The organism is Pseudomonas sp. Pseusp9 (assembly GCF_059491265.1).
On sequence record NZ_CP168500.1, the window covers coordinates 1,809,901 to 1,827,707 of the forward strand.

Here is a 17,807-nt window from a genome sequence, read left to right on the forward strand (position 1 = left end):
CCGGTTGTTCCGGCGACACAGGCGTGGACTTGCCTGCTGAACGGTTTCCAGGCTGACCAAAGGGGCACCAGCCATGAAACTTACCCTCAAGGAATTCTTCGCAGGTTTCCTGCGTAACCGCCACATCGTCCGGCACTTCCGTCGCCTGGCGTTGTTGGAAACCTTCACCGACACCACGGTCAGCCGTGAAGTCCCACCGACCCTGGCGCAAACCCTGGTGGCCGCCGCCGGTAGCGAAACGGGTCAGTTGCTCAACAATCTGGGCAGTCACACCGATGGCTTGAGCGAGCTTGAAGCCGATGCCCTGCGCGAGCAGTTCGGCCTCAATGAAGTCGAGCACGAACAACCGCTGCCCTGGTGGACGCACCTGTGGCACTGTTACAAAAACCCGTTCAACCTGCTGCTGACACTGCTGGCGGTCATCTCGTGGCTGACCGAAGACATGAAAGCCGCCATCGTGATTTTCTCCATGGTGGTGCTCTCGACTTTGCTGCGCTTCTGGCAGGAAACCAAATCCAACCAGGCCGCCGATGCCCTCAAGGCCATGGTCAGCAACACTGCCACGGTAATGCGCCGGGACCTTGAAGACCTCAGCGCGCAGCGCATCGAATTGCCGATCAGGCTACTGGTGCCTGGCGATCTGATCGTGCTGTCGGCCGGTGACATGATTCCCGCCGATTGCCGGGTACTCAGTGCCAAGGACCTGTTCGTCAGCCAGGCAGCCATGACCGGCGAATCGATGCCAGTGGAAAAATTTCCCCATCAGCAGGACCGCGACACGCTCAACCCCCTGGACCTGGACAACATCCTGTTCATGGGCACCAACGTGGTGTCCGGTACGGCCATGGCGGTGATTCTCACCACCGGTAACAGCACCTATTTCGGCGCCTTGGCCCAGCGGGTCGGCGCCACTGACCGGGCGCCGACCTCGTTCCAGACCGGGGTCAACAAAGTCAGCTGGCTGTTGATCCGCTTCATGTTCGTGATGGCGCCGCTGGTGTTGTTCATCAACGGTTTCACCAAGGGCGACTGGACCGAAGCGCTGCTGTTCGCGCTGTCGATTGCCGTGGGCCTGACCCCGGAAATGCTGCCGATGATCGTCACCTCGACCCTGGCCAAGGGCGCGGTGTTCCTGTCGCGCAAAAAAGTCATCGTCAAACGCCTCGACGCCATCCAGAACTTCGGCGCCATGGATGTGTTGTGCACCGACAAGACCGGCACCCTGACCCAGGACAAGATCTTCCTGGCGCGTAACGTCGATGTCTGGGGCAATGACTCCGATGACGTGCTGGAAATGGCCTACCTCAACAGCTACTACCAGACCGGCTTGAAAAACCTGCTGGATGTGGCAGTGCTCGAACACGTCGAAATTCATCGTCAATTGAAAGTCGGCACGGCGTTTCGCAAGGTCGACGAGATTCCGTTCGACTTCACCCGTCGGCGCATGTCAGTGGTGGTCGCCGAGCGCGATCAATCGCACCTGCTGATCTGCAAGGGCGCGGTGGAAGAGGTGCTGGCGGTCTGCTCGCGGGTGCGTCACGGCGAAGTCGATGAAGCCTTGACCGAACAATTGCTGGCGCGCATTCGTCAGGTCACGGCCACATTCAATGCCGAGGGTTTGCGTGTCGTGGCGGTAGCGGCACGGCCGATGAGCGAAGGACGCGACACCTACAGCCTGGCCGACGAGCAGGCACTGACGCTGATCGGTTACGTGGCGTTCCTCGACCCGCCCAAGGAAAGCACTGCACCGGCGCTCAAGGCGTTGGCAGCCCACGGCGTGGCGGTGAAAGTGCTGACCGGCGACAACGAACTGGTGACGGCGAAGATCTGCCGCGAAGTGGGCCTGGAACAGCAGGGCCTGCTGATGGGCAACGATATCGAACGCATGACGGATGCCGAACTGGCGAAAGCGGTGGAAACCACCAATGTCTTTGCCAAACTGACGCCCTCGCACAAGGAACGCATCGTCCGTCTGCTCAAGGGCAACGGCCATGTGGTCGGTTTCATGGGCGACGGCATCAACGATGCCCCGGCCCTGCGCACCGCCGACATCGGTATTTCCGTGGACAGCGCCGTGGATATCGCCAAGGAAGCGGCCGACATCATCCTCCTGGAAAAAAGCCTGATGGTGCTGGAGGAGGGCGTGCTGGAAGGCCGCCGGACCTTCGCCAACATGCTCAAGTACATCAAGATGACCGCCAGTTCGAACTTCGGCAATGTGTTCTCGGTGCTGGTGGCCAGTGCGTTCATTCCATTCCTGCCGATGCTGCCGATGCACCTGCTGGTGCAGAACCTGCTCTATGACATTTCGCAGATCGCCATCCCGTTCGATAACGTCGATGACGAAATGCTCAAGCAACCGCAGCGCTGGCAGCCGGCGGATGTCGGGCGCTTCATGCTGTTTTTCGGGCCGATCAGTTCGATCTTCGACATCACGACGTTCGCCTTGATGTGGTACGTGTTCGATGCCAACACCCCGGATCACCAGACCCTGTTCCAGTCTGGCTGGTTCGTGGTCGGGCTGCTGACCCAGACACTGATCGTGCACATGATCCGCACGCCGAAGATCCCGTTCCTGCAGAGCCGCGCGGCCATGCCGTTGCTGGTGATGACCGGGCTGATCATGGCCGTGGGGATTTTCCTGCCGATGGGACCGCTGGCGCATTACTTCAAGCTGCAGGCATTGCCGTCGCTGTATTTCGTGTTCCTGCCGGTGATCCTGCTGGCGTACATGGCGCTGACCCAGGCGGTGAAGGGGTTCTATATCCGGCGGTTTGGCTGGCAATAAGGGACACCCCCCTGTAGGAGCGAGCGTGCTCGCGATGACTGAGTGTCAGTCGATATCCATGTCAACTGACCCACCGCTATCGCGAGCAGGTTGAACTGACAAGAGTCAGACTAACCCAGATGGATTTAGGAATATTCCTACATAAACCTAAGAACATCTTCCGTAGGCTTTGCGACCTCTTGAAACCGACATCCTTTTGGAGGTCACCTTGCCGAACAAATCCTTGCGCATCCTGATCGCCGATGCGCAGCACTTCAACCGCCTGCGGATTGAGCGGCTGCTCAACCAGCTCGGCTACTTTCGGGTGGCGCCGGTGCAGAGCCTCGACGAGCTCCTTCCACTGGTGGAGTACGGTTGCGAGCCTCTGGATCTGGTGCTCGTCAATGGGGCGATGGCCAGTGGATCGCTGGACCTGTTCAGTTTTCTTGCCGACAACTCGCAGGTTCACCACGGGTTGATCTTCAATGAACAGCAGGCGCCGTTGCCGCCAGTTGGGGGTAAAGTCCAGGTCAGCCGGGCCGCTCTGCCTGACCTGGCGTCAATCACGCAGTTGATGGGCGCCGTCGATCATCGGCGTCCGTTCGTCGGAACTGTCATTTCTGTCAGGTAGTCCTTTTCAGCCTTCCATGCAAAAGTCTATGCGCAGCGTTGTGCCCAACCGCTGCGGTGCCTGGAGGGCATTTGTTGCCCGATCGTGTTGTTTTGCACGGGAGTTGTCATGAAGTCAGCACTGATTGTGGAAGATCATCCTGTGGTTCGCTCCATGATCAAACTCGTACTCAGGGGTGAAGGATTCAAGCGGATTTACGAGGCCTCCCGTGGCGATGAGGTCTTGTCATTGATCCGGGAGCATCTACCGGATGTCGTGTTGCTTGATCTGGGCCTTCCGGGCGTGGCGGGGCTTGAGGTGATGGACCGTATCAAGGCCGAAAATACGCGATGTCGCGTGGTGGTGTTCACCTCGCTGGAGGCCCAGTTTTATCAGGATCGCTGCATGCGGGCCGGGGCCGTTGCCTATGTTTCCAAGAGCAAGGACCTGGAGGACTTGAAGGCGGCGGTGAATTCGGTGATGTCCGGCTACACCTATTTCGCCCAGATCCCTTCGAGTTCCGTGTCGATGGGGGATTTGCAGCGCAGTGAAAAACAGTTGATCGACAAGCTCTCCAATCGTGAGTTGAGCATTCTGCAGTACCTGGCCCGAGGCTCGAAAAACCTGGAGATCGCCGAGATCATGCATCTGAGCTACAAGACCGTCAGTACCTACAAGACACGACTCACCCTCAAGCTCAACGTGAGTTCGTCGGTGCACTTGAGGGATTTCGCCCTGCGCAATCATTTGATCTGAATGAACACTCCAGGGCGACTGGCAGGTTGGCTGCTGACTGGCCTGCTTCTATGGGCGTCGACGGTCTGTGCCCAGCAGTCGCTGACCCTGTTGGGACGCTCGAGTGTCGAAGGCATGAGCGCCAGGTTGTCGGAAACCGAGTTGCGCTGGCTACAGCAAAAGGGCCGATTGGTGCTGGCTGTCTCGGCGCCGGACTATCCCCCCTTCGAGTTCAATACGGCGGGCAAAGTGTTCGAGGGCGTGACAGCCGATTACGCCGGGTTGCTCGAACAAATGTTGAACGTCGTCATTGATGTTCAACGTTATCCGTCGCGCGCCGACGCGGTGCGGGCCATCAAGGAAGGGCAGGCCGACCTGCTGGGAACGGCCAATCGATTTGAAGCCGAAGATCCACAGTTGCAGATGTCCAGCGCCTACGCAGTCGATCAGCCGGTGCTGGTCACGCGTACCGATTTCCCTCCGGTACTCGACCCGACACTGGCCGGCAAGCGGCTGGTGATGCTGTATCACTACTTGCCCGAATACAGCGTGCAACAGTTCTATTCCAAGGCGCAGGTCCAGCTGTTTCCCTCGACACTGGCGGCGATGGGCGCCGTGGCATTCGGCCAGGCCGATGTCTATCTGGGTGATGCGATCAATGCCCATTATCTGATCAGCAGGAACTACCTGAACAACGTGCGCCTGACGGACTTCTCGCCCATGGAGCCCGGGCGTTTTGCCTTTGCGATGGACCGCGAGAACGTCGCGCTATTGCACATCGTCAACAAGGCGCTGGCGGCCATCACCACCAATGAGCAAATGAATATCCTGCGTCGTTGGGGGGCAAACGGGGTCTCTATCCTGGGCACCCAATCATTGCAATTGAGCATGGCCGAACAGCGCTGGCTCGAACGCCACCCACGGGTGAGGGTGGCGATCAACGAAAACATCCCGCCCATTACATTTATCGACAGCGAAGGCAAATTTCGCGGTATTGGCGTCGATGTGCTGACGAAAATCAGTTCGCGCACCGGGCTGCAATTTGACATCCGGGGCATGAAGTCGGTGGCCGAGATGATGAGCAGCGTCACCAGCGGACAGATCGATGTGCTGGCCGGTATCGGCCTCAGTTCCCAGCGTGAAGATGAACTGCTGTTCACCCGGTCGTTTCTGAGCAGCCCATCGGTGCTGGTGACCCGCGCAGCCACGGACAGCCCCAGGACGCTGGATGACATGGCGGGGGAAACCCTGGCGCTGACCCGGGGCAACATCGCCGGCGAGTACATACGCCAACACTACCCACTGATCCGGCTGGTGGATGCGCCACTGTCCGCGGACGCCATGGAAATGGTTGCCCAGGGCAAGGTCCAGGGCAGCATCAACTCGTTGATCAGCGCCCGTTACCTGATTTCCCGGCAGTACCGCGATCGCCTGCAAGTGACCAGCACCGTGGGCACCGACCCCGCGCGAAGCACCCTGGCAACCAGTCGCGAGGCCAGCGAACTGCATTCGATTCTGGACAAGGCGCTGTTGAGCATTCCTCCCGAAGAAATCGACGAGCTGGCTCAACCCTGGCGCTATGACTCGATGGTCGAGCAGAGCTACTGGCTGCGACACCGGCAGGCGATCGTGCAGGCGTTTGCGGTGGCGGGTGCCTTGCTGTTGCTCGCCTTGGCCGGGATCGTCTGGCAGCGGCGGCAGATTCGCCAGCGTCAGCAATTGCTCGGGCAATTGCAGGAAGCCAAGGACGCGGCGGATGACGCCAACCGCGCCAAGACCACGTTCCTGGCCACCATGAGCCACGAAATCCGTACGCCGATGAACGCCTTGATCGGCATGCTCGAACTGGCGTTGAAACGGGCCGATGAAGGCGTGACCGACCGCGCCGCCATCGAGGTCGCGTCCGACGCCGGGCAGCAATTGCTCGATCTGATCGGCGACATTCTGGACGTCGCCCGAATCGAGTCCGGGCATTTGTCGCTGGCGCCGGAACGGGTCAATCTGCACGCGCTGGTGACCTCGGTCTGCCGGGTGTTCGAAGGGTTGGCGAAGCAGAAGAATCTGCAGTGGCGGGTCGAGCTCGACGAACACAGTGACTGCGACGTGATGCTCGATCCCACGCGCTTCAAACAAGTGCTGTCCAACCTGCTGAGCAATGCGATCAAGTTCACCCGTGCAGGCCAGGTGAGCCTGACCCTGCGCGCGCAGCCTCAAGCCCCGGCGCATCTCGCCGTCAGCGTACAGATCGAAGACAGCGGCATCGGTATCAGCGCTTTCGACCAGCAACGCCTGTTCAGCCCTTTCGTACAGGCGGGCAACAGTCAGCAGAGCGCCCGGCAAGGTTCCGGCCTGGGCCTGGTGATCAGTCGTACCCTGTGCGAAACCATGGGCGGCCAGTTGCAACTCGACAGTGAGCTCGGGCGCGGGACGCGGGTGGACATCAGCCTGGCGCTGCCTGTCCTGCAAGCGTTACCCGCAGGGGAGCTACCCCAGGATCCGGCGCTGCTCACCACCCGGGCGTTGTCGATTCTGGTGGTCGACGATTATCCGGCCAATCGCCTGTTGCTCTCGCGGCAGTTGAGCTACCTGGGCCACCATGTGGTGCTGGCCGAAGACGGGGCACAGGGGCTTGAACAGTGGCGCGCAGACGGGTTCGACCTGATCATTACCGACTGCAACATGCCGGTGCTCAGTGGATATGAGTTGGCGGGCGCGATACGTGAGCAGGAGCGGGCGCAGGGGCTGTCGTCGACGCTGATACTGGGCTTTACCGCCAATGCGCAGGCCGAGGAGAAGGCCAGGTGTCAGGCGGCGGGCATGGATGATTGCCTGTTCAAACCGATTCGCCTGGTGGATTTGCAGGCGTGGCTGGCTCAGCGGTTTTCCAGCACACTCCCGGCGGCAACTGACGACCATGGCTTTGCCGAGTTCGATCTGAGTGGGCTGGAGCGCTATGCGGATTCGGACCGCGAGCTGATCGATCAACTGATGCACGACCTGGCGCTGAGCAATCGCGAGGACCGCGTGCATTTGCTGGCCTTGCACGCCGGTGGCAATCGTCCTGGTTTGCAGGAACTGGCACACCGGATCAAGGGTGGGGCACTGATGGTGCGAGCACGCGGCCTGGTGGAGTGTTGCGAACAATTGGAGCGGGCGTGCCATGACGGCCGTGCGGCACTGGTCGACGACGCCGTCGACCAGTTGCAGCAAGCCATGACCCGCCTGGACCAGAGCCTCGATCAGGATTGAGGCTCAATCCCAGCTCGGCGCGATGCCTTTGGGGCTGGTCAACCGGTGGCCGCGATCCAGCGTTGCGATCAACGCCATATCGGCCTCGCTCAAGGTCAGCTCGCTCGCCTTCAAGTTGCTTTCGAGGTTGGCCCGGCGAGTGGAAGACGGGATCACGGCGTAACCCGATTGCATGGCCCAGGCCAGGGTGACCTGAGCCGGCGTCGCTTGCAGGCGTTCGGCGATCTGCTGGATGAGCGGGTCGTTGAGGACCTCACCGTAGGCCAGGGTCATGTATGACGTGATGCCGATGCCCTGGCTCTGCGCAAACGCGACAACGTTGCGGTTTTGCAGGTACGGGTGCAGTTCGATCTGGTTGGTGGCGATGTGCTCGGCGCCGATGGCCGCTATTGCCTGCTGCATCAGGTCGATGGTGAAGTTGGACACACCGATCTGTCGGGTCAGGCCCTGGCGCTTGGCTTCGAGCAGGGCACCCATGAACACTTCGACCGGCACCTGATCTTCCGGCGACGGCCAGTGGATCAGGGTCAGGTCCAGGTAATCGGTCTGCAGTTTGCGCAGGCTTTCCTTCAGGCTGTCGATCAGGCGATCACCAGCCAGGTTGGCAACCCAGATCTTGCTGGTGATGAACAGTTCTTCACGGGCGATGCCGCTGGTGGCAATAGCCTCGCCGACGTCGGCTTCGTTCTCGTAGATTTGCGCGGTATCGATCACCCGGTAGCCGAGCGCCAGGCCGGTGCTCACCGAATCGATGACCACCTGGCCTTGCAAGCGAAACGTACCCAGGCCGAAGGTGGGAATGGACATTGATGACTCCAGAGGTTGCAGTGGGAATGGGCGGCAGTATCCGCGCCTGCATCCGTGAGAAAAACCGCTGGGGCGGCAAAGCAATGTTTACCGCAAATCAAGAATAGGGGCAGGAAGATGTGTTGATGGTGTCTGGTCTGACGCCATCGCGAGCAGGCTCGCTCCCACAGGGGAGGAATGCATTGCCCTTGTGGGAGCGAGCCTGCTCGCGAAGGCGGCGACTCGGTCCAAAGCCTTACCCCGGCCCTTAAGCAATATCGCTACGGCTGAATTCCTCCCCGAGAAAATCGATCAACGTGCGCACCGAAGGCAGCAGCCCCCGACGTGAAGGAAAGATCGCATGGATGACACCGCTTTTCGGCGCCCATCCCGGTACCAGTTCCACCAGTTGACCGGCGGAAATTTCGTCGCGCACCACTACGCTGGGCAGGTGCACGATGCCAATCCCGGCAACCGCTGCATGGCGCAAGGCCAACAGGTCATCGGTGACCATCCGCGGCGCGTGACGAATCATTGCCGTGCTGCCATCGGCGCCGAACAGTTCCCACTGATATTCGCGCTGCGCCGCCCCCCAGTGCAGGCTCGGCAAGCCGCTGAGGTCGGCCGGGGAGGCCGGTGTCGACAGGCGCGATAAAAAGGCCGGGCTGCCGACCACGCTCTGGGTGCTGTTGCCCAGTACCTTCATCACCATGTCGGTGTTTTCCAGCGGCGGAAAGCGTACCCGCAACGCAATATCGAAGCCTTCGTGAATCAGGTCGACCCGGCGATTGGTGCTCTCGATGAACAACTCCACCAGCGGGTACTTGAGCATGTAGCGGGTCAGCATCGGCCCGACCCAGGAGTTGAGCAGCGCCGTCGGGCAACTGACACGCACCAGGCCCTGAGGCTCGGAGCGGTTGCGCTCGATCAGTTCGGCGGCGCTTTCCGCCTCCACCCGCATGGCCAGACAGCGCTGGTAGTAGGCCTGGCCGATTTCCGTCAAAGAGCAATGCCGGCTGGTACGGTGCAGTAGGCGCACACCCAGTCGCTCTTCGAGCTCGGCAATGCGTCGGCTGAGCTTGGACTTGGGCATGTCCAGTGCCCGGCCCGCCGCCGCAAAACCGTGATGTTCCACCACCTGGGTGAAGTAGTAGAGGGTGTTGAGGTCTTCCACCATCGTTCTCCAAATAGAACGCTAAAGCTGATTTTTGCAGTCTAGCGCAGCAAAGGTCACGGTTTTAAGCTTTGTCCATGGCTTCACTCACCTCACCAGGAGACACCATGAAAAACATCATCGGTATCTACACCAGTCCACGAACCCATTGGGTCGGCGACGGTTTTCCGGTTCGCACGCTGTTTTCCTACGACAACCTGGGCAAACACATCAGCCCGTTCCTGATGCTGGATCATGCCGGCCCCGCTGAGTTCACCCCGACCACCGAACGGCGTGGCGTTGGTCAGCATCCGCATCGTGGCTTCGAAACCGTGACTATCGTTTACAAGGGCGAACTGGAGCATCGGGACTCCACCGGCAGTGGCGGCAAGATCGGCCCTGGTGACGTGCAATGGATGACCGCCGCCTCGGGCATCCTGCATGAAGAGTTCCACTCCGAAGGTTTCGCCAAAAGCGGTGGCACCCTGGAAATGGTGCAGCTGTGGGTCAACCTGCCGGCCAGGGACAAGATGGCCGACCCCGGCTACCAGACGATCCTCGACCGCGACATCCCGAGCATCGCCCTGAAGGACAACGCCGGCAGCCTGCGCCTGATCGCCGGTGAGTTCGACGGCCGCCAAGGCCCAGCGCGTACTTTCACCCCGGTCGACGTGTGGGACATTCGTTTGAATGCCGGCAAGTTGCTCACCCTGGATCTGCATGAAGGGCGCAACACCGCACTGGTGGTTTTGCGTGGCACGGTTCAGGTCAATGGCCTGGAGTCGGTGCGCCAGGGGCAATTGGCTTTGTTCGATCGCAAGGGTGATCAGCTGACCCTCGAAGCCAGCGAAGACGCGGTGGTGCTGTTGCTCAGCGGCGAGCCGATCGACGAGCCGATTGTCGGTCACGGGCCATTCGTGATGAACACCGAGCAGGAAATCCACCAGGCCTTCGCCGACTTCCAGTCCGGTCGCTTCGGCCGGATGCACGCTTAACCCGCTTCGTTTCAACAACCCGCTCTACACAGGACGCGTAGGCCGGTCCGAGGCCAGGGATGGCTGTTGCCTGAAAGAAAGAGGAAACGCCTATGAACACCGTCAATGCTGCCAACTTCGATGGCCAGAAACCCACCATCGACCCCAACGATGCCGCCATGTTGTTGATCGACCATCAGAGCGGACTGTTCCAGATCGTCAAGGACATGGACGTGCCACAACTGCGCGCCAACGCCATTGCCCTGGCCAAGGCCGCGACACTGCTGAAGATGCCGGTGATCACCACGGCATCCGTGCCACAAGGGCCGAACGGGCCGTTGATTCCGGAGATCCACCAGGCCGCGCCCCATGCGCAATACGTGGCGCGCAAAGGTGAAATCAACGCCTGGGACAATCCGGAGTTTCACGCGGCGGTCAAAGCCACCGGCAAGAAAACTCTGGTGATCGCTGGCACCTTGACCAGCGTGTGCCTGGCGTTCCCGTCCATCGCCGCCGTGCATGAAGGCTACAGGGTGTTCGCCGTAGTCGACGCCTCCGGCAACCACTCGAAGCTGGCCACCGAGCTGACCGTTGCCCGCCTGGCCCAGGCCGGGGTGGTGCCGATTGACATCATGGCGACGCTCTCCGAGCTGCAAGGCTCGTGGAACCGCCCGGATGCCGAACAGTGGGCCGCTGTCTACGCCCAGGCCATGCCGCACTATCAATTGCTGATCGAGAGTTACCTCAAGGCCCAGCAAGTGGCGAACGAACACGAAGTGCTGGACTCCCGGCGCTAACCGGTTACCCCCACGCCGATTTTCACTCGGCATCGATAACACGCGAGGACTACTGCAATGACCACTTCCTACAAGCGTCTCGACAAGGACAACGCCGCCGTGCTGCTGGTGGATCATCAGACCGGCCTGCTGTCACTGGTACGCGACATCGATCCGGACCGTTTCAAGAACAACGTGCTGGCCCTGGCCGACCTGGCCAAGTACTTCAAGCTGCCGACCATCCTCACCACCAGTTTCGAGACCGGTCCCAACGGTCCGCTGGTGCCCGAACTCAAGGCCCTGTTCCCGGACGCGCCGTACATCGCCCGTCCTGGCCAGATCAACGCCTGGGACAATGAGGATTTCGTCAAGGCGATCAAGGCCACCGGCAAGAAACAACTGATCATCGCCGGCGTGGTGACTGAAGTCTGCGTGGCGTTCCCGGCCCTTTCGGCGCTGGCCGAAGGCTTTGACGTGTTTGTGGTCACCGATGCATCCGGCACCTTCAATGAGCTGACCCGCGAATCGGCGTGGAGCCGTATGACCGCTCAGGGCGCGCAACTGATGACCTGGTTCGGCCTGGCCTGTGAACTGCACCGCGACTGGCGCAACGACATCGAAGGGTTGGGCACGCTGTTCTCCAACCATATTCCGGATTACCGCAACCTGATGACCAGCTACAGCACGCTGACCAACAGCAAGTAGTACGGCTACGAAGATCCCCTGTGGGAGCGAGCCTGCTCGCGAAGGCGGACTGACAGTCACTGCAACAGTGTCTGTTCTACCGTCATCGCGAGCAGGCTCGCTCCCACATTTGTTTTTGTGGTGCTTGCACAATCCAGTGAAATCAATTGCTCCTACACTATGGCCAATCCATGCGATCTTCGCGTAATTGGCCCTGGCTGGAGTTGCTTGATGCTGTCATTGCTCACTGAACACCCGCTGATCTGCGCAATGGCGCTGATCCTGATCGATCTTGGCTTGTGGTACTTGCTCAGCACACTGGGCAGTGCGTGGAGACTGTTGGTGCGGGTGGTGATTTTTTCGTTGTTCAGCCTCCTGCTGTTCAACGAAGGCCTGAACCCGATGGAGCCGCCGCCCTGGGCCGACAACGTGCCCTTGCACCTGGCGGCCACCGGTTTGCAGATCGGCTGGTGGTTGTTCGGCGCGCGGACCCTGACCGTGCTGATCGGCGCGGTGATGATGCAGCGGGTCGGGCATACCGGGCGCTTGCTCCAGGATTTGCTCGGTGCGGTGATTTTCCTGATCGCGATCATTGCCGCCCTGGCCTATGTACTCGATCTGCCGGTCAAGGGCGTGCTGGCAACATCCGGTGCGTTGGCGATCATTGTCGGCCTGGCGTTGCAAAGTACCCTCAGCGACGTGTTTTCCGGGATCGTCCTGAACACCACCAAACCCTACCAACTGGATGACTACATCTCCATCGATGGCATGGAAGGCCGGGTCACCGACATCGACTGGCGTGCCACGCGCCTGCAGACCTCCCAGGGTTGCATGGCGGTCATCCCCAACTCCCTGGCAGCCAAGGCCAAGATCATCAACTTCAGCCGGCCGAGCGATATGTTCGGCATTTCCGTCTCGTTGGAAGTGAGTCCGCACGCGCGCCCGAACACGGTGATCGAAGCCCTGGAGCGGGCCATTCAAGGTTGTCGTGCATTGCTTGATACACCGTCGCCAAGCGTCGGCCTTAAAACCGCCAGCAATACCGGAGCGGTCTACGAAATCAGTGGCTTTGTCGCGTCGATGGACGAGAAACGTTCAGTGCGCAACCAGCTGTACGACCTGGCCTATCGGCACTTGCAGGCATCCGGGGTCAATTTGTTGTCGAGCGTGGAGCCCAGCCCGCCGATCAACTCGACACGCAAACGGGCGTTGCTGGATAGCTCGCCGATTTTCTCCACCCTGCGCCAGGAAGAGAAAGACACGTTCAGCCAGAACATGACCCTGCAAACCTTTCGCGCCGGGGAGGTGATCCTGGAAGCAGGGGAGGTCAGCGATCACTTGTTCATTATCGAGTCCGGGGTGATCTCGGTGACCTTGATGCGTCACGGAGCGCCATACGAATCCGGACGCATGGGCCCGGGGGAGGTGTTCGGCGAGGCGGGTATTCTCACCGACAGCGCGCTGCCTGCGCAGTTTACCGCCAAGACATTCAGTGGCCTGTACCGCATCGAAAAGTCATACCTCAAGCCGTGCCTGGATGCCCGTCACGACATCAACGATGCGATGCAGGCCTTGCTCGATTACCGGCTGCAAAAAGCGAAAACCCTGACTCAGGAACTGCCGGTGGCAGTGGAGAAAAAGGGCTTTCTGCGATGGTTGCGCAGTCGTGTGTGAATGGCCGCTGCGCGGTTCGCGAGCAGTTCTCGAATAGCCCTTTCTTTCAAGGAAGTACCGCCAGTGGCCTCCTCGACTTTTGAGAAATTGGCTATTTGTGTAAACCGGGCGTGGGACTAACGTAGTCACACACCCACTTGCCCTGGAGCACGCCATGAAACCCCGTATCGATTTCTACACTGCCTCGCCTGACGCCCTCAAAGCGATGATCGCGCTGGAAACAGCGGTTTCGAAATTGCCGCTGGAAAAAAACCTGATCGAACTGGTCAAGCTGCGTGCCTCGCAAATCAACGGCTGCGCCTTCTGCATCGACATGCACACCGCCGATGCGATCAAGGGCGGTGAAACCCCGCGCCGCCTGTTCGCCGTGACAGCCTGGCGCGAAGCACCGTTCTTCACCGAGCGCGAACGCGCTGCGCTGCTCTGGACCGAATCCCTGACCCAGCTCAGCCTGACCCACGCTCCGGATGAAGACTACGAAGTGGTCAGCGCCCAGTTCTCGCCCAAGGAAATGGTCGACCTGACCGTGGCCATCAGCACCATCAACAGCTGGAACCGCCTGGCCGTAGGTTTTCGCAAAACGCCTCAGGCCTGACCCGTACAGGCATCAATGCGCATCGGCGCTCGGCGCGGCCGGTGGTTGCACCTTGCGCATCAGGGGCACCATCGCCGTGGCGATGATGAAGCAGACCATGATCATCAAGAACGCGTCGCCGTAGGTTTGCGTCTGGGCTTCGCGGTAGGTCAGCAACCATAGCTGATGCAGGCTGGCGGTGACCCCGGCGTCACCGCTCTGGCCGAGGGTGGCGAAGTTGTTGCCGACCTGGGACAGCCATTGGTTGAGCGCCTCGTTGGTGCTGTTGAGGTTCTCCGCCAACCGGGTGAAATGCAGGTTGGTGCGGTCATTGAGAATGGTCGCGCAGGCGGCGATGCCGATGGCCCCACCCAGGTTGCGCATCAGATTGAATAACCCCGACGCATGTTTGAGCCTTGCTGGCGCCAGGCCGCCAAGGGTCAACGTCACGGCCGGCGGTACCGCCAATTGCTGGGCCATGCCGCGCAAGGCTTGCGGCAACATCAATTCCCTGGCCCCCCAGTCATGGGTGATCGGGCTGAAATCCCACATCGACAAGGCGAACAGCCCCAGGCCAGTCATCATGATCCAGCGCAGGTCGACGCGGTTGGCCAGAAAGGCATACAGCGGAATCGCCATGATCTGGAACACCCCGGTGGAGAAAACCGCCAGACCAATGTCCAGCGCACCGTAGCCACGCACCCGACCGAGGAACAGTGGCGTCAGGTAAATGGTGGCGAACAGACCGATACCGGTGACGAACGAGAAGAAGCAGCCAAGGGCAAAGTTGCGATCCTTCAAGGCGCGCAAATCGACAATCGGGTTGGCCACATGCAAGGTCCGGCCGATGAACGCCAGCCCGGCGATGCCACTGATCCATGCCGTGGTCAGGATCGTGCGATCGCTGAACCAGTTCCAGCGCGGGCCTTCTTCGAGGGTGTATTCCAGGCAGCCGAGGAACAGCGCCAGAAACACCATGCTCAGATAATCCGCGCCCTTGAGCAGCGACAGCTCCGGCTGGTCGATTTTCACCAGCATCGGCACGGCCACGGCGACAAAGATGCCGGGGACCAGGTTGATATAGAACAGCCAGTGCCAGGATGAAATGTCAGTGATCCAGCCACCGATCACCGGTCCCAGGGTCGGTGCCAGGGACGCTACCGCGCCGATGGTCGCAGCAGCGATGACCCGTTGCTTGCCGCTGAAGAACACGAAGGCCGTGGTGAACACCATCGGGATCATCGAACCGCCCAAAAAGCCTTGCAGGGCGCGGAAAGCGATCATGCTCTGGATGTTCCAGGCCACGCCGCACAGCAGGCTGGTCAGGGTGAAACCCACCGCCGACGCACAAAACAGCCAGCGCGTGGAAAACACCCGGGAGAGCCAGCCCGACAGCGGGATCACGATGATTTCGGCGATCAGGTAACTGGTCTGTACCCACGCGGTTTCATCGGTGCCGGCAGAGAGCCCGCCGCCGATGTCACGCAACGAAGCCGAGACAATCTGGATATCCAGCAGCGCAATGAACATGCCGATGCACATGCTGGCAAAGGCGAAGACCTTGGTCGCCGTCGCCATGTTCGCGGCATTGAACGGTTGCGCCGGGGTGGTGAGGGGGCCGCTCATGGCGCGCTGGCCACGACTGGCGCTTCAGGCTCCTTGCGCGTGTCCACTTGCGCGGTGACCGACAACCCCGGACGCAGGTGGCCGAGCACACTGTCGGCTGGGTCGAGGTGGATGCGCACCGGCACCCGCTGCACGATCTTGGTGAAGTTGCCGGTAGCGTTTTCCGGCGGCAACACGCTGAATTGCGCACCGCTGGCGGGGGCGAGGCTGTCCAGGTGGCCGTGGAACTCCTGGCCCGACAGCACGTCGGCATGGATCACCACCCGTTGCCCCGGCAGCATGCGTGCCAGTTGGTCTTCCTTGAAGTTGGCATCGACCCACAGACCGCTGGTCGGCACCACCGAGAGCAATTGCGAGCCGGCCTGGGCATAGGCGCCAACCCGGGCCCGACGATTGCCGATCACACCGTCAACCGGTGCCTTCAGTTCGGTATAGCCGACATTCAATTGCGCCAGATCGCGCTCGGCCTTGGCCTGGATCAGGGCGGCCCGGGCCTGTTGTTTCTGGGTGTCGATCACGTTCAATTGGCGTTGCGCAGCCAGCAATTCTGCCTGGGCGCGGTTGCTCTGGGCCTGGGCCGTCTTGAACGTGGTATTGGCGCGCTGGGCGCTCTCCACCGAGACGGCGTTGGTGATCACCAGCTTTTTGTAGCGGGCATCGTCATCCCGCGAGCGGGCGGCTTCGGCACCGGCGGCGTCGATGCCGGCACGGGCCTGGCCGATGACGGCCTGTTGCAGTTGTTCGGTGGCGTCGAGGTTGGCCAGCAAGGCTTCCTGGGCGGCCACTGCGCCTTCGGCCTTGGCCAGGTTGGCACGATAGTCGCGCGAATCGAGACGGATCAGCACGTCGCCGGCCTTGACCTTCTGGTTGTCGGTCACCAGCACTTCGTCGATATAACCCGCCACTTTCGGCCCGATCACCGTTACGTCGCCACCAATATAGGCGTCATCGGTTTCTTCGATAAAACGCCCGGCGCTCCACCAATGCGCGCCATACACGCCGGCCAGCACCAGCGCCGCGATACCCACGGTGGGCAGCAGCAGGCGTTTGAGCAGGGGAGGTTTGGCGGCAGTCACCGGGGCAGCCAGGTCGGGTTCAACGGTGGGCATGCTGGTCATGGAAGATTACCTGTTGGAGCGATGGTTATTTATGATGGCTGTAATATGACGCATGTAATATTTTGTGGCAAATGGTTTTTGCTGCCGGTCGTCAGGTGGTTTGTTCCGAGAAGATGAGTTTCTGTTGCGCTGGAGAAACCTTGTGGGAGCGAGCCTGCTCGCGAAGAGGGAGTACCAGTCGACATTAATCTTGCCTGACACACCGCTTTCGCGAGCAGGCTCGCTCCCACAGGGGGATTCCTGATTCCTGACGAGCCAGCCGATAACGGCAATCCGTGTCGTTTCCCGTCAAGTGCGCGCAAGGCGTCGCTCTACACTGCCAGCAACCGATCAACATCCGGGGAGCACGGGATGAATCAACCTGTCGAGCAACTGCGTATCCGCCTGGCCTGTGCGTTCCGCTGGGCGGCGCGGTTGAACCTGCACGAGTCCATCGCCAATCACTTCAGCGTCGCGGTGTCGGGGGATGGTCGGGAGTTCCTGATCAATCCTTATGGCAAGCATTTCTCGCGGATCAAGGCCAGTGACTTGCTGCTGGTCAACGCCGATGAGCCCGCGAGCCTCGATCGCCCGGACGCGCCGGACATCACCGCCTGGGCCCTGCACAGTGCCTTGCACCGCAATCAGCCGCATGCCCGCTGCATCCTGCATACCCACTCGAAATTCGCGACGGCCCTGGCTTGCCTGGCGGATTCGCGCCTGCCGCCGATCGAGCAGAACTGCATGCGTTTTTTTGAGCGCGTGGCGATCGACGAAGGCTTTGAGGGCATGGGCCTGGGAGAAGAAGCGGAGCGTGTCAGCCACCTGCTGGGGGATAAGCCGATTCTGCTGATGGGCAATCACGGCCTGCTGGTGGCGGCACCGAGCATCGCCCAGGCGTTCGATGATCTGTACTACTTCGAGCGCGCCTGCGAGACCTACATCACCGCGTTGTCCACCGGCCGCGAGCTGCGCGTCGCCAGCGATGAAATTGCGCGCAAGACCTGTCGGCAATGGCTCGGCTACCCGGGCTTTGCCGACAAGCATTTCAATGCACTGATGGAAATTCTCGACGAAGAAGAACCGGCTTATCGCCTGTGAG

14 protein-coding genes are annotated in these 17,807 nt (G+C 60.8%); 10 read left to right on the top strand and 4 right to left on the bottom strand.

Going from position 1 to position 17,807, the window contains the following annotated elements:
• Nucleotides 1-73 precede the first annotated feature (73 nt).
• From mgtA to ACEN8E_RS08245, 4 genes are all read left to right on the top strand, one after another.
• Nucleotides 74-2,788: a magnesium-translocating P-type ATPase gene (mgtA, locus tag ACEN8E_RS08230; protein WP_495592166.1), complete on the top strand. Its 2,715-nt coding sequence runs from the start codon at nucleotides 74-76 to the stop codon at nucleotides 2,786-2,788.
• Between the two features lie 208 nt (nucleotides 2,789-2,996).
• Nucleotides 2,997-3,398, top strand: a complete 402-nt coding sequence (locus ACEN8E_RS08235; RefSeq protein WP_495592167.1) for a chemotaxis protein CheY — start codon at nucleotides 2,997-2,999, stop codon at nucleotides 3,396-3,398.
• 108 nt (nucleotides 3,399-3,506) lie between these two features.
• The gene (locus tag ACEN8E_RS08240) at nucleotides 3,507-4,133 is read left to right on the top strand and encodes a response regulator (protein ID WP_495592168.1); all 627 of its coding nucleotides are present in this window, start codon (nucleotides 3,507-3,509) and stop codon (nucleotides 4,131-4,133) included.
• On the top strand, nucleotides 4,134-7,361 hold the full coding sequence (locus ACEN8E_RS08245) for a transporter substrate-binding domain-containing protein (protein ID WP_495592169.1): 3,228 nt from the start codon (nucleotides 4,134-4,136) through the stop codon (nucleotides 7,359-7,361).
• 3 nt (nucleotides 7,362-7,364) lie between these two features.
• Here the strand turns inward: ACEN8E_RS08245 and dkgB are convergent, their stop codons facing one another.
• Both dkgB and ACEN8E_RS08255 read right to left on the bottom strand, forming a co-directional pair.
• Nucleotides 7,365-8,168 (bottom strand): 2,5-didehydrogluconate reductase DkgB, encoded by an 804-nt coding sequence (gene dkgB, locus ACEN8E_RS08250; RefSeq protein ID WP_495592170.1) that lies wholly within the window; start codon nucleotides 8,166-8,168, stop codon nucleotides 7,365-7,367.
• A gap of 247 nt (nucleotides 8,169-8,415) precedes the next feature.
• Nucleotides 8,416-9,324 (bottom strand): LysR family transcriptional regulator, encoded by a 909-nt coding sequence (locus ACEN8E_RS08255; protein ID WP_495592171.1) that lies wholly within the window; start codon nucleotides 9,322-9,324, stop codon nucleotides 8,416-8,418.
• Between the two features lie 104 nt (nucleotides 9,325-9,428).
• Here ACEN8E_RS08255 and ACEN8E_RS08260 point away from each other — a divergent pair, with 104 nt between their 5' ends.
• The 5 genes from ACEN8E_RS08260 (at nucleotide 9,429) to ACEN8E_RS08280 (ending at nucleotide 14,003) form a co-directional block, all read left to right on the top strand.
• Entirely contained in the window at nucleotides 9,429-10,295 is an 867-nt protein-coding gene (locus tag ACEN8E_RS08260) for a pirin family protein (protein ID WP_495592172.1), read from the top strand.
• 92 nt (nucleotides 10,296-10,387) lie between these two features.
• Complete coding sequence (locus ACEN8E_RS08265; protein ID WP_495592173.1) at nucleotides 10,388-11,071, top strand: isochorismatase family protein; 684 nt, start codon at nucleotides 10,388-10,390, stop codon at nucleotides 11,069-11,071.
• 57 nt (nucleotides 11,072-11,128) lie between these two features.
• Nucleotides 11,129-11,755 (top strand): isochorismate family cysteine hydrolase YcaC, encoded by a 627-nt coding sequence (gene ycaC, locus ACEN8E_RS08270; protein WP_495592174.1) that lies wholly within the window; start codon nucleotides 11,129-11,131, stop codon nucleotides 11,753-11,755.
• Nucleotides 11,756-11,965: 210 nt separating this feature from the next.
• Nucleotides 11,966-13,408, top strand: a complete 1,443-nt coding sequence (locus ACEN8E_RS08275) for a mechanosensitive ion channel domain-containing protein (RefSeq protein ID WP_495592175.1) — start codon at nucleotides 11,966-11,968, stop codon at nucleotides 13,406-13,408.
• 154 nt (nucleotides 13,409-13,562) lie between these two features.
• The gene (locus tag ACEN8E_RS08280; RefSeq protein ID WP_008017565.1) at nucleotides 13,563-14,003 is read left to right on the top strand and encodes a carboxymuconolactone decarboxylase family protein; all 441 of its coding nucleotides are present in this window, start codon (nucleotides 13,563-13,565) and stop codon (nucleotides 14,001-14,003) included.
• Between the two features lie 12 nt (nucleotides 14,004-14,015).
• Here the strand turns inward: ACEN8E_RS08280 and ACEN8E_RS08285 are convergent, their stop codons facing one another.
• Together ACEN8E_RS08285 and ACEN8E_RS08290 are read right to left on the bottom strand one after the other, a co-directional pair.
• Entirely contained in the window at nucleotides 14,016-15,608 is a 1,593-nt protein-coding gene (locus tag ACEN8E_RS08285) for a DHA2 family efflux MFS transporter permease subunit (RefSeq protein WP_495592176.1), read from the bottom strand.
• The gene (locus ACEN8E_RS08290; RefSeq protein WP_495592177.1) at nucleotides 15,605-16,726 is read right to left on the bottom strand and encodes an HlyD family secretion protein; all 1,122 of its coding nucleotides are present in this window, start codon (nucleotides 16,724-16,726) and stop codon (nucleotides 15,605-15,607) included. Before ACEN8E_RS08290 ends, ACEN8E_RS08285 begins: the two co-directional genes overlap by 4 nt.
• Before the next feature lie 351 nt (nucleotides 16,727-17,077).
• On the opposite strand from ACEN8E_RS08290, the gene ACEN8E_RS08295 reads away from it, so the two are divergent.
• A complete protein-coding gene (locus tag ACEN8E_RS08295; protein WP_495592178.1) occupies nucleotides 17,078-17,806 on the top strand; it encodes a class II aldolase and adducin N-terminal domain-containing protein in 729 nt (242 codons plus the stop codon).
• Nucleotide 17,807 lies beyond the last annotated feature (1 nt).

What these genes read in the sequence shown, in the direction of transcription:
- mgtA (WP_495592166.1), top strand. Translation starts at nt 74, where the DNA reads ATGAAACTTACCCTCAAGGAATTCTTCGCAGGTTTCCTGCGTAACCGC.
- ACEN8E_RS08240 (WP_495592168.1), top strand. Translation starts at nt 3,507, where the DNA reads ATGAAGTCAGCACTGATTGTGGAAGATCATCCTGTGGTTCGCTCCATG.
- ACEN8E_RS08245 (WP_495592169.1), top strand. Translation starts at nt 4,134, where the DNA reads ATGAACACTCCAGGGCGACTGGCAGGTTGGCTGCTGACTGGCCTGCTT.
- dkgB (WP_495592170.1), bottom strand. Translation starts at nt 8,168, where the DNA reads ATGTCCATTCCCACCTTCGGCCTGGGTACGTTTCGCTTGCAAGGCCAG.
- ACEN8E_RS08255 (WP_495592171.1), bottom strand. Translation starts at nt 9,324, where the DNA reads ATGGTGGAAGACCTCAACACCCTCTACTACTTCACCCAGGTGGTGGAA.
- ACEN8E_RS08260 (WP_495592172.1), top strand. Translation starts at nt 9,429, where the DNA reads ATGAAAAACATCATCGGTATCTACACCAGTCCACGAACCCATTGGGTC.
- ACEN8E_RS08265 (WP_495592173.1), top strand. Translation starts at nt 10,388, where the DNA reads ATGAACACCGTCAATGCTGCCAACTTCGATGGCCAGAAACCCACCATC.
- ycaC (WP_495592174.1), top strand. Translation starts at nt 11,129, where the DNA reads ATGACCACTTCCTACAAGCGTCTCGACAAGGACAACGCCGCCGTGCTG.
- ACEN8E_RS08275 (WP_495592175.1), top strand. Translation starts at nt 11,966, where the DNA reads ATGCTGTCATTGCTCACTGAACACCCGCTGATCTGCGCAATGGCGCTG.
- ACEN8E_RS08280 (WP_008017565.1), top strand. Translation starts at nt 13,563, where the DNA reads ATGAAACCCCGTATCGATTTCTACACTGCCTCGCCTGACGCCCTCAAA.
- ACEN8E_RS08285 (WP_495592176.1), bottom strand. Translation starts at nt 15,608, where the DNA reads ATGAGCGGCCCCCTCACCACCCCGGCGCAACCGTTCAATGCCGCGAAC.
- ACEN8E_RS08290 (WP_495592177.1), bottom strand. Translation starts at nt 16,726, where the DNA reads ATGACCAGCATGCCCACCGTTGAACCCGACCTGGCTGCCCCGGTGACT.
- ACEN8E_RS08295 (WP_495592178.1), top strand. Translation starts at nt 17,078, where the DNA reads ATGAATCAACCTGTCGAGCAACTGCGTATCCGCCTGGCCTGTGCGTTC.